General features: G+C 72.9%; 12 protein-coding genes. 10 read left to right on the top strand and 2 right to left on the bottom strand.

Going from position 1 to position 13,675, the window contains the following annotated elements:
• Positions 1-42 precede the first annotated feature (42 nt).
• On the bottom strand, positions 43-852 hold the full coding sequence (locus tag ACFVDM_RS33880) for an NAD-dependent epimerase/dehydratase family protein (RefSeq protein ID WP_383649612.1): 810 nt from the start codon (positions 850-852) through the stop codon (positions 43-45).
• A gap of 242 nt (positions 853-1,094) precedes the next feature.
• Here ACFVDM_RS33880 and ACFVDM_RS33875 point away from each other — a divergent pair, with 242 nt between their 5' ends.
• A complete protein-coding gene (locus ACFVDM_RS33875) occupies positions 1,095-2,054 on the top strand; it encodes a 5-dehydro-4-deoxyglucarate dehydratase (protein ID WP_383649607.1) in 960 nt (319 codons plus the stop codon).
• Positions 2,051-3,229, top strand: a complete 1,179-nt coding sequence (locus tag ACFVDM_RS33870) for a hypothetical protein (RefSeq protein ID WP_383649603.1) — start codon at positions 2,051-2,053, stop codon at positions 3,227-3,229. The genes ACFVDM_RS33875 and ACFVDM_RS33870 overlap by 4 nt, the downstream gene beginning before the upstream one ends.
• On the opposite strand, the gene ACFVDM_RS33865 is transcribed toward ACFVDM_RS33870, so the two are convergent.
• On the bottom strand, positions 3,212-4,432 hold the full coding sequence (locus ACFVDM_RS33865) for an MFS transporter (RefSeq protein ID WP_383649707.1): 1,221 nt from the start codon (positions 4,430-4,432) through the stop codon (positions 3,212-3,214). The genes ACFVDM_RS33870 and ACFVDM_RS33865 overlap by 18 nt on opposite strands.
• Before the next feature lie 265 nt (positions 4,433-4,697).
• Between ACFVDM_RS33865 and ACFVDM_RS33860 the strand changes: the two genes are divergently transcribed.
• From ACFVDM_RS33860 to ACFVDM_RS33825, 8 genes are all read left to right on the top strand, one after another.
• Positions 4,698-5,354, top strand: a complete 657-nt coding sequence (locus ACFVDM_RS33860) for a GntR family transcriptional regulator (protein ID WP_383649598.1) — start codon at positions 4,698-4,700, stop codon at positions 5,352-5,354.
• Between the two features lie 29 nt (positions 5,355-5,383).
• Positions 5,384-6,286, top strand: coding sequence for a dihydrodipicolinate synthase family protein (locus ACFVDM_RS33855; RefSeq protein ID WP_383649595.1), 903 nt, complete (start codon positions 5,384-5,386; stop codon positions 6,284-6,286).
• Complete coding sequence (gene araD, locus ACFVDM_RS33850) at positions 6,283-8,010, top strand: L-arabinonate dehydratase (RefSeq protein WP_383649591.1); 1,728 nt, start codon at positions 6,283-6,285, stop codon at positions 8,008-8,010. The genes ACFVDM_RS33855 and araD overlap by 4 nt, the downstream gene beginning before the upstream one ends.
• 149 nt (positions 8,011-8,159) lie before the next feature.
• Positions 8,160-9,089, top strand: a complete 930-nt coding sequence (locus tag ACFVDM_RS33845) for a carbohydrate ABC transporter permease (RefSeq protein WP_383649589.1) — start codon at positions 8,160-8,162, stop codon at positions 9,087-9,089.
• The gene (locus tag ACFVDM_RS33840) at positions 9,086-10,006 is read left to right on the top strand and encodes a carbohydrate ABC transporter permease (protein WP_383649585.1); all 921 of its coding nucleotides are present in this window, start codon (positions 9,086-9,088) and stop codon (positions 10,004-10,006) included. The genes ACFVDM_RS33845 and ACFVDM_RS33840 overlap by 4 nt, the downstream gene beginning before the upstream one ends.
• A 5-nt stretch (positions 10,007-10,011) precedes the next feature.
• The gene (locus ACFVDM_RS33835; protein ID WP_383649582.1) at positions 10,012-11,190 is read left to right on the top strand and encodes a Gfo/Idh/MocA family protein; all 1,179 of its coding nucleotides are present in this window, start codon (positions 10,012-10,014) and stop codon (positions 11,188-11,190) included.
• Positions 11,187-12,017, top strand: a complete 831-nt coding sequence (locus ACFVDM_RS33830) for a PmoA family protein (protein ID WP_383649579.1) — start codon at positions 11,187-11,189, stop codon at positions 12,015-12,017. The genes ACFVDM_RS33835 and ACFVDM_RS33830 overlap by 4 nt, the downstream gene beginning before the upstream one ends.
• A complete protein-coding gene (locus tag ACFVDM_RS33825) occupies positions 12,014-13,585 on the top strand; it encodes a family 43 glycosylhydrolase (protein WP_383649574.1) in 1,572 nt (523 codons plus the stop codon). The genes ACFVDM_RS33830 and ACFVDM_RS33825 overlap by 4 nt, the downstream gene beginning before the upstream one ends.
• Positions 13,586-13,675: the final 90 nt, after the last annotated feature.

The following is a 13,675-nucleotide window of genomic DNA, read 5'->3' as shown; positions in this document are numbered from 1 at the left end:
CGGCCCCTTCGCCCGGACGGCGGCAGCGGCCGCGGCGGCCGTTCAGTACGGCCAGAGCGGCGGATGGGTGCAGAAGTGCCCGCCGAGGTGGGCGTGATCCGGATTGTCCGGGTCCAGTTCGCCCTGCTCGGCGATCAGCTTCTCCGCGAACTCCTCCGAGTCGTCCTGCGGCGCGTACCCCAGCGACCGGGCCGACGTCAGGTCCCACCACAGCCGGGTGTTGTCGGACGAGCCGTGGACCACGGTGTGCCCCACGTTCTCCGCGGTGAGCGCGGCGTCGAAGAGCCGGGCGCCGTCGCCGGGGCTCATCCACACCGACAGCATCCGCACCGATGTCGGCTCCGGGAAGCAGGACCCGATGCGCACCGAGACGGTCTCCAGTCCGTGCCGGTCCCAGTAGAGCTGCGCCAGGTCCTCCCCGAACGACTTGGACAGTCCGTAGAAGGTGTCCGGACGGCGCGGGGTGTCGATCGGGATCAGCGGGTCGCCCGGAAGGGGCCGGGGTGTGAAGCCGACGGCGTGGTTGGAGGAGGCGAAGACGATCCTCCGCGCGTCCTCCGCGAGCGCGGCCTCGTACAGGTTGTACGTGCCCTCGATGTTCGCCCTGAGGATCTTGTCGAACGAGGCTTCCAGGGAGATGCCCGCGAGGTGGATGATCGCGTCGACGCCCCGTACCGCCTCGCGCAGCGCTTCCTTGTCCGCGAGGTCGGCGGTGATCGCGTCCGGTTCGCCCTCGATCGGCATCATGTCGAGCAGCCGGAGTGTGTAGCCGTGGGCGGGCAGCAGGTCCCGCATCAGGGTGCCGAGGCCGCCGGCGGCGCCGGTGAGCAGGACGGTGCGGGGGGCGGGCATACGGGGGCTCCTCGGTACGGGGGCGGCTTGGCTCGCCGGGTCCTTGGATGGGGTTCACATGCGTGGACAAATTAGGGAGCGGTGAGGGTCGGCGTCAAGGGGGGTCCGTAGCGCGTACCTCGACCGTTGGGCGGTTGGTATCCACCTTGACCCCGCCGACCCTCTGCTCTAGCGTGAAGGCGTTCATGAATATGGACGCTAATCAGAAACGTGCACGCTTGAAGCCGCTCAGGGAGCGCCCCGTGACCTCAGCCCCTCTCGCCGCCCGGCTCACCGCCGTCGCCGGACCCCTCTTCTTCCCCGTCACCGCGTACGGACCGGACGGTTCCGTCGATCCCGAAGCCTTCCGCGCGCATGTGCGCGCCGGTGTGGACGCCGGCGCGGCGGCCGTCTTCGCCTGCTGCGGTACGGGGGAGTTCCACGCCCTGACCCCGGAGGAGTTCCGCCTCCTGGTCGCCGCCGCCGTCGAGGAGACCGCGGGCGAGGTCCCCGTCGTCGCCGGCGCCGGCTACGGCACCGCGCTGGCCGTGCGGTTCGCGAGGCTCGCCGAGGAGGCCGGTGCCGACGGGCTGCTCGCCATGCCGCCGTACCTGGTCGTCGCCGACCAGCCGGGACTGCTCGCCCACTACACGGCGCTCGCCGGGGCGACCGGCCTGGAGACGATCGTCTACCAGCGCGACAACGCCGTGTTCACGCCCGAGACCGTCGTCGCACTCGCCCGGACCCCCGGCATCATCGGGCTGAAGGACGGCTACGGCGACCTGGACCTGATGCAGCGGATCGTCAGCGCCGTGCGCACCGGACTCCCGGACGGGGACTTCCTGTACTTCAACGGGCTGCCGACCGCCGAACTGACCGGTCTCGCCTACCGGGGCATCGGCGTCACGCTCTACTCCTCGGCGGTCTTCGCCTTCGCCCCCGACATCGCGCTGGCCTTCTACCGGGCGCTGGAGGCCGGTGACGACAGCCGCGTCAACGCCCTGCTCGACACCTTCTACCGCCCACTCGTCGAACTGCGGGCCAAGGGCCGCGGTTACGCCGTCTCGCTGGTCAAGGCCGCCGTCCGGCTCCAGGGCCTGGACGTCGGCGAGGTCCGCAGCCCCCTCACCGAGCCGCCGGCCGCGCACATCGAGGAGCTGACGGAGATCATCGCGGCCGGCCGGGCGCTGCTGGACGGCGCGGAAGCGGAGGCGCGCGGATGAGGGCGTCGGCCTTCCTCTACCCCTGGGACGTCGTCGGGGACCCGGACGCCGCCGCCCGGATCGCGGAGCTGGGCGTCCAGCAGGTGACGCTGGCCTCCGCCTACCACTCCACCCGGGCGCTGACCCCGCGTCACCCTGGCCACCGCATCGTCACCGCCGAGCACGCGGCGGTGCTCTATCCGCCGGATCCGGCGCGCTGGGCGGGGCGTGCGCTGCGCCCGTACACCTCGTCGTGGGTGGCGTCGCGGGACGCCTACGCGGAGGCCGCCGAGGCGCTGGCCGGGGCCGGTCTGGACGTGCACAGCTGGGTGGTGCTCGCGCACAACTCGCGGCTGGGCGCCGAGCATCCGGACACCTCCGTGGTCAACGCCTACGGCGACCGCTATCCGTGGGCGCCGTGCATCGCCCGGCCCGAGGTACGGGCGTATCTGGTGGAGCTGGCCGCGGAGGCCGCGCCGCGCGCCGGGGCGCGGGGCACCGAGCTGGAGTCCTGCGGCTGGTACGGCTTCGCCCATCTGCACGCGCACGACAAGGTCGCCGGCGTCGGACTCGGCGACGCGGCGCAGTACCTGATGTCGCTGTGCTTCTGCTCCGTCTGCCGGGACGGGTACGGCGCGGCAGGGCTCGACGCCGAGGAGTCGGCCCGTGCCGTGCGCCGGGCGCTGGAGCCGGTCTGGGCCGGCGGGGCCGACGCGGGGACCGGCTGGGACGCGGTGGAGAAGCTGCTCGGCGCGGATCTCGCGGCCGCCACGCTCGCCTTCCGCACCGAGGTGGCCCGGGGGCTGCAGGAGTCGGTGGTCGCCGCCGTGCGGGCCGCCGCCGCGCCGGACTTCCAGGTGCTGCTGCACGCGGACCCCGCCCCGTACCGCTGTGGTGCCAACGCCGGGGTGGACGCCGGGCACATCCTGTCCGTGGCCGACGGTGTGGTGCTGCCCTGCACGGGCGGGGACGCGGCGCGCGAGGCGGTGATCGGCCCGTTCGCCGGCCGGGAGGGCGTCGTCGCGGCCAACTTCACCGTGGTGAGGGGGATGGGCGGCAGCCCGGACACCCTGGAGCGCGACGCGGCGCACGCCGTCTCGCTCGGCGCGAACCAACTGCGCCTGTACCACGCGGGTCTGGCTCCGGACAGCGATCTGACGGCCGTGCGAGCGGCGCTGTCACACCTCGGCGGCTGACGGCGGGCCGGCGGCGGCGGGGTCCCGCCGGCCCGTGACCAGCAGCGCGGCGGTCAGCAGGGCCGCCGCGCCGATCAGGGACAGCAGGACCGGGAGGTCCGTCACGGCGACCAGCCCCGCCCCGAGGGCCAGCGCGGCGGCGTTCGGGGCCATCATCAGGGTGCCGGCGGTGGCGGACGTCCGGCCGAGGAGCGCCTCCGGGGTCTCCCGCTGGACGGCCGTCATGGCGGCGATCAGGACGCACGGCAGACCCGTCCCGACGAGCGCGCAGGCGACCAGGGCCACCGTGTCGTCCGGGACCGCGCGCGCCACCACCGCCACCCCGAACACGGCGATGCCCGCCGCCGCGAAGACCCGTTCCCGCAGCCGGCGCATGAGCGGTCCGGCGAGCAGCCCGATCGCGACGGAACCGGCGCCCTGGGCGACGGAGAGCACCCCGGCGTACGAGGGGGAGCGGTCCAGGGTGCGGTCCAGGACGGCGTACAGGGTGGCCCCGTTGAGACCGGCGCAGAACATCGTGGCCCCCGCGGCGAGGACCAGCGGACGCAGGCTCGGCGACTCCCGGATGTGCCGCAGGCCCGCCGCCCAGCCGCCGCGCCGGTCCGCGCGGGCCTCCTGGGCCCTTCCGCGGGTCCTGAGCAGGGCGTACAGCCCGGCGGCCAGCGCGAAGGACGCGGCGTCCAGGAGGGCCACCGCGCCGCCCCCGTAACGGGCGTAGAGCGCGGCGCCGGTCAGCGGCGCGATCAGTTTCATGCCCTCGTTGGCGGTCATCCGCAGCCCGTTGAAGTCGCCGAGCAGCCGGCTCTCCACGGCCTGGGCGACCAGGGCCGATTCGGCCGCGTCCGTGAGCACGAAGCTCGTGCCGTACACCACGAGGACCGCGAACAGCAGCCAGGTCCGCCCGGCCGAGTCCACGGCGGTCAGGGTGGTCAGCAGCACGGCCATGACCAGGTTCGACCCGACGAGCAGGGCCTTGCGGGGCAGCCGGTCGGCGAGCGCGCCGAGCGGGGGCCCGAAGAGGACAGGCAGCCAGACCGCGAAGAGGGCGAGCGCCGCCAGACTGCTGGAACCCGTCAGCGACTTCACCCAGACCCCGGCCGCCAGCGTCATCGCCGAGCTGCCGAATCCGGAGACGACGATCGCCGTCAGGAACAGCGCGGCCGTCCGGTCCCCCAGGACCCGCCGTGTCGCCGAATCCGCCACCGTACCCACCCGAACCTCCCTGACCTGCACGTCCGTTACGCAGTCAGGCTGCGGGCTGAGGCCCGGGGCGGGCATCGGGCGGATGCCCTAGCCGGCCGGGGCGGCCGGGGCCGGGTCCGGGGCCGGATAGGGAAGTTGCCGCGTTCCGCGAAGTTCTTCTGCGAGAAGCGTTGACGAAACATTCCCGGCGCCTCTAGCTTCATCGCGTCGTACTTCGTACGTCATATATGAGACGCGATACGCGAGATGCGAGAGCCCTTCACCCATGACCTTTGCGCCCACCCCGATTCCGTCCCGCACCCAGTTCGTGCTGGAGGCGATCAAGCACGCGATCCTCACGGCGCAGCTGAGACCAGGGCAGGCGCTCGTCGAGACCGAACTCGCCGCGCGGTTCGGGGTGTCGAAGACCCCCGTCCGCGAGGCGCTGAAGACGCTCGCCGGCACCGGACTCGTCGTCATGAGCCAGTACAAGGGCGCGACCGTACGCCTCGTGGACGCGACCATGGCCCGCGAGGTGTACGACGTACGGCTGCTCCTCGAACCGGAGGCGCTGCGCCGCTCCATCACCCGCAGGGCCTCGCTCGACGAGGCCCAGGAGGCGCTGGAGCGGGCCGACTCCTCGGGTGACCAGGCCGACCGCTCGCTGGCCAACCGGGACTTCCACCGGGCGCTCTACCTGCCCTGCGGCAACCCGCTGCTGGCCCGGATGCTGGACGAGGTCCGCGACCAGGCCGCCCTGGTGTCGACCGTGGCCTGGTCGGCCAACCCGTCCTGGGAGCGGGAGGCGGCCGAGCACCGGGAGATCCTGCGGCTCGCGCTGGCCGCCGACGCGGACGCGGCGGTCCGGGCTCTGCACGACCACATCGCGTCGTTCGTCCGCCGCGCGTTCCCCGACGACGAAGACGGGGGTGACGCGGCGTGAACCGGCACACCGACGAAAGGCCTGTCCGCATGGACCTCACCCCGCTGAAGGCGGCCCTCGCAGATGTCGTGGCGATCCCGGTGACCCCGTTCGCCGAGGACGGCACCATCGACACGGACCGGCACCGCGCCCTGCTGCGCAGGCTCCTCGACGGCGGCGTGCGCATCCTCACCCCGAACGGCAACACCGGGGAGTTCTACGCCCTCACCCCCGAGGAGCGGCGCACCGTCACCGAGCTGACCATCGACGAGGCCGGGGACCGCGCCACGATCCTGGTCGGGGTGGGGCACGACGTGCCGACCGCGGTCGCCGCCGCCGAGCACGCCCGGGACGCCGGGGCGGCGATGGTGATGGTGCACCAGCCCGTCCACCCGTACGTCTCGCAGGACGGCTGGATCGACTACCACCGGGCGATCGCCGAGGCGGTCCCCGGACTCGGGGTCGTCCCCTACATCCGCAACCCGCACCTCGACGGCTCCTGCCTGGCGGCGCTCGCCGACAGCTGCCCCAATGTGGTGGGCGTCAAGTACGCCGTCCCGGACGCCGCGCGCTTCGCCGCCTTCGCCCGGGACGCGGGACTGGAACGGTTCGTCTGGGTGGCCGGCCTCGCCGAGCTGTACGCGCCCTCGTACTTCTCGGCCGGTGCCACCGGCTTCACCTCCGGCCTCGTCAACGTGGCGCCCGGCGTCTCCCTGGCGATGCTGGAGGCGCTGCGGGCCGGCGACCACGCGGCCGCGATGAAGGTGTGGGAGCGCATCCGCCGCTTCGAGGAGCTGCGCGCCGACCGGCAGTCCGCCAACAACGTGACCGTCGTCAAGGAGGCCCTGGCCTCGCTCGGACTGTGCGACCGCGCGGTGCGCCCGCCCAGCCGGGTGCTGCCCGAGGCCCAGCGCGCCGAGGTCGCCGACGAGATCGCCGGGTGGTCCATATGACCGGCCGCATCGCCCCCGAGGAACTGCGCAGCCACCAGTGGTACGGCACCGACGGGCTGCGCTCGTTCAGCCACCGCGCCCGCACCCGCCAGCTCGGCTACCTCCCCGAGGAGCACCTGGGCAAGCCGGTCGTCGCGATCCTCAACACCTGGTCCGACATCAACCCCTGCCACGTCCATCTCCGCGACCGGGCCCAGGCGGTCAAGCGCGGGGTCTGGCAGGCGGGCGGCTTCCCGCTGGAGTTCCCCGTCTCCACGCTCTCGGAGACGTTCCAGAAGCCGACCCCGATGCTCTACCGCAACATGCTGGCGATGGAGACCGAGGAACTGCTGCGCTCCTACCCGGTGGACGGGGCGGTGCTGCTGGGCGGCTGCGACAAGTCGACCCCGGCGCTGCTGATGGGCGCCGCCTCCGTCGACCTGCCGACCGTCTTCGTGCCGGCCGGTCCGATGCTGCCGGGCCACTGGCGCAACGAGGTGCTCGGCTCGGGCACCGACATGTGGAAGTACTGGGACGACAAGCGGGCCGGACTCATCGGCGACTGCGAGATGGGCGAACTGGAGAACGGCCTCGCCCGCTCGCCCGGCCACTGCATGACGATGGGCACCGCGTCCACGCTGACCGCCGCCGCCGAGGCACTGGGCGTCACCGTCCCCGGCGCCTCGTCCATCCCGGCCGTCGACTCCGGCCACGACCGGATGGCCGCCGCGTCCGGACTGCGGATCGTCGACCTGGTGTGGGAGCAGCGCACGCTCTCGCGGATCCTCACGGCGGAGGCGTACGAGGACGCCGTCGCCACCGTCCTCGCGCTCGGCGGCTCCACCAACGCGGTCATCCATCTGATCGCCATGGCGGGCCGCTCCGGGGTGAAGCTCACCCTCGACGACTTCGACCGCATCGCCCGCACCGTGCCGGTGCTGGCCGATCTGCGCCCCGGCGGGAAGTACCTCATGGAGGACTTCCACTTCGCGGGCGGACTGCCCGGCTTCCTGGCCCGGATCGCCGATGTGCTGCACCTGGACCGGCCCACCGTCGCCCACGACACCCTGCGCGAACAGCTCGACGGTGCGCTCGTGCACAACGACGACGTCATACGGGAGCGCTCCAACGCCCTGGCCGAGGAGGGCGGCGTGGCGGTGCTGCGCGGCAACCTCTGCCCGGACGGGGCCGTCATCAAGCACATCGCCGCCGAACCGCGTCTGCTGCGCCACACCGGTCCCGCGGTCGTCTTCGACGACTACCGGGAGATGCAGCGGACCATCAACGACCCGGCGCTGGCCCTGACCCCGGACCATGTGCTCGTGCTCCGCAACGCCGGCCCCAAGGGCGGTCCGGGGATGCCGGAGTACGGCATGCTGCCGATCCCCGACTACCTGCTGAAGCAGGGCGTGCGGGACATGGTGCGGATCTCCGACGCCCGGATGTCCGGCACCAGTTACGGCGCCTGCGTGCTGCACATCGCCCCCGAGTCCTTCGTCGGCGGGCCCCTCGCCCTCGTCCGCACCGGCGACACGATCACCCTGGACGTCGGGGCGCGGCTGCTGAACCTCGACGTGACCGAGGAGGAACTGGACCGCCGCCGGGCGGCGTGGACCCCGCCGCCCGCCCGGTACGGGCGCGGCTACGGGGCGCTGTACCAGGACCAGATCACCCAGGCCGACACCGGCTGCGACTTCGCCTTCCTGGCCCGGCCGGGAGAAGTCCCCGATCCGTACGCCGGCTGAACGGCCCCACGGAATTCGGGCGCCCCGCCCTGTTCGGTATGCCGAACAGTATGCGGCAAGCGCTTGCGTACTACACGCACCACCCCGCACCCCTTGCGAACCCTCGGCACCACCCCGCACCCCCGTACCAGAGAGAACGGAGACGTGTCATGGCCCAAGCCTCCGCCGCGGCCACACCGCCCAAGGTGCCCAGGCGCCGCTCCGCGAACCCCCGCAGCCTGCCGTATGTGCTGATCGCCCCGGCGGGACTGCTGATGCTGGGCTTCATCGCCTACCCGGTGCTCAGCGTCTTCTACTACAGCCTGCAGAACTACAACGTCACCAAGCCGTGGCGGAACGGCTTCGCGGGCCTCGACAACTTCACCCGGATCTTCACCGAGGACGACCAGTTCTGGACGACCCTGGGCTTCAGCGCCCAGTGGGTGGTCACCCAGGTCGCGCTCCAGCTCGCCCTCGGCCTCGGACTCGCCCTGATCGTCAACCAGACCTTCATCGGCCGGGGCATCTCCCGGGCCATGGTCTTCTCGCCCTGGGCCGTCTCCGGGGTGCTGACCAGCACGATCTGGATCCTGCTGTACAACTCCTCGACCGGCTTCAGCCGCTACCTCGCGGACGCCGGGATCGGCGAGTACGGCACCTCGGTGCTCTCCGACACCGGCACCGTCTTCTGGGCCGCCACCGTCGCCGAACTCTGGCGCGGCGTCCCCTTCTTCGCCATCCTCATCCTCGCCGACCTCCAGTCCGTCTCCAAGGAGCTGTACGAGGCGGCGGCGGTCGACGGCGCCGGGCGGCTGCGCCAGTTCTTCCACATCACCCTGCCCCACCTCAGGGACGCGATCATCCTCTCCACCCTGCTGCGCGGGGTCTGGGAGTTCAACAACGTCGACCTCCTCTACACCCTCACGGGCGGCGGACCGGCCGGCGAGACCACCACCCTGCCGCTCTACGTCGCCAACACCGGCATCGAGGGGCACGACTTCGGGTACGCCTCCGCGCTCACCACCGTCGCCTTCGTGATCCTCCTCTTCTGCTCGATCGTCTATCTGCGCCTGAGCAAGTTCGGAGGCGACCACAAGTGACTGCCGCACTCGCCGAGAAGAACGGCACCGACACCACCCGGCCACCCGCCCCGGACCCCGCCGCCCGCGCCCCGCGCCGCCGGCCCCGGCCCGGCCGCGAACGCGCCTTCGACGACGTGCCGCGCTGGCAGATCTACGTCCCGCTCGGCATCTACCTGGTCTTCACCCTCGTCCCGTTCTACTGGATGTTCCTCTTCGCCGTGCGCCCCGCGGGCTCCACCTCGCTGGTGCCCTGGCCCATGACCGGGGAGCACTTCTCCAAGGTCTGGAACGAGCGCAGCTTCGCCGTCTTCTTCCAGAACAGCATGATCGTCGGGGTCTGCACCCTGATCTGCACCACCCTCGTCGCCCTGGCCGGCGGCTACGCGCTCGCCCGCTTCGACTTCAGGATCAAGGGCGGCTTCATGCTGGCGCTGCTCTGCTCCCAGTTCATCCCCGGCGCGCTGATGCTCGTCCCGCTCTTCGAGATCTTCAAGAACCTCCAGATGATCAACTCGCTGGGCAGTGTGGTCATCGCCGAGACGGTCTTCCAGCTGCCGCTCTCCATCATCCTGATCAGCGGATTCATCAAGAACGTGCCGCCCTCCCTGGAGGAGGCCGCCTGGGTGGACGGCTGCTCGCGCTTCCGGGCCTTCTGCGCGGTCGTCCTGCCGCTGCTGCGCCCCGGACTCATCGCCGTCGGCTCCTTCGCCTTCGTGCACAGCTGGAACCACTTCCTGTTCGCCCTGATGTTCCTCAGCGAACAGGACAAGCAGACGATCCCGGTCGGCCTGAACACCCTCATCGGCGCGGACAGCGTCGACCTGGGCGCGCTCGCCGCGGGCGGAGTCATCGCCGCGGTCCCCGTGGTGATCGTCTTCGCCTTCATCCAGAAGTGGCTGATCACCGGCTTCAGCGCCGGCGCAGTGAAGGGGTGACGGACATGACGTCCCTGCCCACCGCACCCGTCCCGATCGTCCTCGCGGGAGCCCGCGGCCACGGCCGCTGGCACCTCGCCAACATCCGCCGCCTCCAGCACCGGGGCCTGGTCCGGCTCGCCGGAATCTGCGAACTCCGCCCCCTGGACGCCACCGAACTCGCCGCCTTCGCCGACGAACCCCCCGCCCAGTCGGACGACTTCGGCGCGCTCCTGGACTCCACCGGCGCCCGCGCCGCCGTCGTCTGCACCCCCATCCAGACCCACACCGCACTGGCGCTCACCGCCGCGGCCCGCGGCGTGCACCTCCTCCTGGAGAAGCCCCCCGCCGCCTCCCGCGCCGACTTCGACCGCATCCTCGCCGGGGTCCGCGAGGCCGGGACCGCCTGCCAGATCGGCTTCCAGTCCTTCGGCTCGCACGCCGTGCCCGCCATCCGGGACCTGGTGAGCGGCGGGGCCATCGGCACGGTCCTCGGCTACGGGGCCGCCGGCGCCTGGGCCCGCGACGACGCCTACTACCGGCGGGCCCCCTGGGCCGGGCGGCGCCGCATCGGGGAGACCGACGTCGTCGACGGCGTACTGACCAACCCGCTCGCCCACGCCGTCGCCACCGCCCTCGCGCTCGCCGGCGACGGCACCGCGCACGAGGTCGCCTCCATCGAGACCGAACTCTTCCGCGCGAACCCCATCGAGGCCGACGACACCTCGTGTCTCCGGATCACCACCACCGCCGGGCTCCCGGTCACCGCGGCCGTCACCCTCTGCGCCGAACAGGCCGGGGAACCCTATGTGATCGTCCACGGCGACCGCGGCCGCGTCACCTTCTGGTACAAGCAGGACCGCGTCCTGGTCCAGCGCGCCGGACACGGCCCCGAGGAGACCGTCCACGGCCGCACCGACCTGCTGGAGAACCTGGCCGCCCATCTGACCGGGGACACCCCGCTGCTCGTACCGCCGCACCGCACCGGCGCGTTCATGGAGGTCGTCGAGGCCGTACGCACCGCCCCCGAACCGCGCCCCCTGCCGGACGGCGCCTGGCACACCGCGCCCGGCACCGCCCCGGCCACCACCCGCCGGGTGGTGCGCGGCATCGACGCCCTGGTCGCGGCGGGCGCCGACACCCTCACGCTCTTCTCCGAACTCGGCGCCCCCTGGGCACTTCCTACCGAGGTGAGTTCACCGTGACCACGACCACCGCCGTGCTGAGCTGCGCCGGCCGCCCCGTCGGCCGCTACACCCGCGGACCGGCCGAGGACGGCCGCCCCCACCTCCACCCGGTCACCACACTCGGCGGCACCCCCGTCACCGAGGAACGCCCCGCCGACCACGTCCACCACCTCGGCGCCTCCGTCGCCGTGCCGGACGTGGCCGGGTACAACTTCTGGGGCGGACGCACCTTCGTCCGGGGCCAGGGACCCACCGCGCTCGACAACCACGGCGTCCAGCGCCACCTGGGCTGGAAGCTCCGAGACCCGGACGGCTTCGTCGAGGAGCTGAGCTGGGAGGCCGGCGGGACCGAGCTGCTCCGCGAGCACCGCACCGTCGCCACCGCCGCACTCGGCGACACCGCGTGGGCGCTGGACTTCTCCTTCTCGCTCACCAACCGGGGCGCCGGCGGGCTGTCGATCGGCAGCCCGGCCACCAACGGCCGCCCCGGCGCCGGCTACGGCGGCTTCTTCTGGCGGGCCCCGAAGGAAGCCGCCGCACCCCTCCTGTTCACCGAGGACGGCGAGGGCGAGGAGGCCGTCCACGGGCGGGCCGCCGACTGGATCGCGATGAGCGGCGAGGACTGGACCCTGGTCTTCGCCGGGGCGACCGAGGAGACCCGCCGCGACCCGTGGTTCGTCCGCGGCGCCGAGTACCCGGGCGTCGGCTCCTCCCTCGCCGCCGACCGGCGCCTCTCCGTCCCGGCGGGCGCCACCGTCGTGCGCCGGATCGTCACCGTCGTCGCCGACGGGCGGCTCGACCGCGCCGCAGCCGCGGCCCTCGCCCGCCGGGCGGTGACCGCGTGAGCGCCGCCGCGACCCGCCCCTGGACCGCCGACCGGGGCGACGGCACCTACCGCAACCCGGTGCTGAACGCCGACTGGTCCGACCCCGACGTGGTGCGCGTCGGCGACGACTACTACCTCACCGCCTCCAGCTTCGGACGGGTCCCCGGACTGCCCCTGCTGCACTCGCGCGACCTGGTCAACTGGACGCTCATCGGCCACGCCCTGGACCGGCTGGAGCCGGCCGCCGACTTCGCCGCGCCCCGCCACGACCGGGGGGTGTGGGCGCCGTCGCTGCGCCACCACGCCGGCCGGTTCTGGATCTTCTGGGGCGACCCCGACCACGGCATCCAGCAGATCAGCGCCGAGGACATCCGCGGCCCCTGGACCACGCCGCACCTGGTCAAGGCCGGTCGGGGCCTGATCGACGCCTGCCCGCTCTGGGACGAGGAGACCGGCGAGGCCTATCTGGTGCACGCCTGGGCCAAGTCCCGCTCCGGGATCAAGAACCGGCTCACCGGCCACCGGATGAGCCCCGACGGACGCGAACTCCTCGACGAGGGGAAGACCCTCGTCGACGCCGACACGATCCCCGGCTGGTTCACCCTGGAGGGCCCCAAGCTCTACCGGCGCGACGGCGAGTTCTGGATCCTCGCCCCGGCCGGCGGGGTGTCCACCGGATGGCAGGGCGCCTTCCGCTCCCGGGACTTCTTCGGACCGTACGAGGAACGCGTCGTCCTCGCCCAGGGCTCCACCGACGTCAACGGCCCCCACCAGGGCGGCTGGGTGACGACCCCGTCCGGCGAGGACTGGTTCCTGCACTTCCAGGACCGGGGCCCCTACGGGCGGGTGGTGCACCTCCAGCCGATGCGCTGGGACGCCGGGGACGGCGGCTGGCCGGTCATCGGCGACCGGGGCGAGCCCGTTCGCGCGCACCGGAAGCCGACCGCCCCCGAACAGACCGTCACGGCACCGGCCTCCAGCGACAGCTTCCCCGGCGGCCGGTACGGCCGGCAGTGGCAGTGGACCGCCAATCCGCGCCCCGGCCGGACCGTCGAGCACGGCGGCGACGGGCTGCTGCTCAGCTGCGTACGGACCGCGCACGCGCACGATCTGCGGGCCCTGCCGCATGTGCTCGTCCAGCGGCTGCCCGCCGAGACCTTCACCGCCGAGGTGGAGCTGAGCCTCGGCAGCGAGGTTCCGGGGGCCAAGGCCGGACTGGCCGTGCTGGGCGACGCGTTCAGCTGGATCGGTCTGGAGCGGGCGGCCGACGGCGAGGAGGACGGCGACGGCGGCGTACGGCTCGTGCACCGCTACGCCGAGTCCGTCGCCGAACGGGAACGCGACGCCGCGTACGCCCGGCCGGTGCCGGGGGCGAGCGTCCGGCTCCGGATCGAGGTGGGCACGGGGGCCCGCTGCCGGTTCCTGGCCGACACCGGGGACGGGACCGGGTTCCGGCCCTCGGGCCAGGTCTTCGCCGCGATGCCGTGGCGCTGGGTCGGCGCCCTGCTCGGCCTGTTCGCCACCGCGCCGGACGGCACCGGACCGGCCGGCACGGCCCGCTTCACCGCGTTCCGCACCACCGCCTGAACGGCGTGGAGCCGGCCCCGGGCCGGCTCCACGCGGAGCACCGAACCCCCCACTCACGCGCACCACCCGAGAGAACACGAGAGAGAAGAG

The sequence above is a fragment of the Streptomyces sp. NPDC057682 genome, assembly GCF_042799575.1.
GTDB lineage: Bacteria > Actinomycetota > Actinomycetes > Streptomycetales > Streptomycetaceae > Streptomyces.
This window is presented reverse-complemented; position numbering and strand designations above follow the sequence as displayed.

Excerpts from the sequence above, each read along its gene's own strand:
- ACFVDM_RS33860 (WP_383649598.1), top strand. The coding sequence starts at position 4,698 with ATGACCTTTGCGCCCACCCCGATTCCGTCCCGCACCCAGTTCGTGCTG.
- ACFVDM_RS33835 (WP_383649582.1), top strand. The coding sequence starts at position 10,012 with ATGACGTCCCTGCCCACCGCACCCGTCCCGATCGTCCTCGCGGGAGCC.
- ACFVDM_RS33855 (WP_383649595.1), top strand. The coding sequence starts at position 5,384 with ATGGACCTCACCCCGCTGAAGGCGGCCCTCGCAGATGTCGTGGCGATC.
- ACFVDM_RS33880 (WP_383649612.1), bottom strand. The coding sequence starts at position 852 with ATGCCCGCCCCCCGCACCGTCCTGCTCACCGGCGCCGCCGGCGGCCTC.
- ACFVDM_RS33870 (WP_383649603.1), top strand. The coding sequence starts at position 2,051 with ATGAGGGCGTCGGCCTTCCTCTACCCCTGGGACGTCGTCGGGGACCCG.
- araD (WP_383649591.1), top strand. The coding sequence starts at position 6,283 with ATGACCGGCCGCATCGCCCCCGAGGAACTGCGCAGCCACCAGTGGTAC.
- ACFVDM_RS33845 (WP_383649589.1), top strand. The coding sequence starts at position 8,160 with ATGGCCCAAGCCTCCGCCGCGGCCACACCGCCCAAGGTGCCCAGGCGC.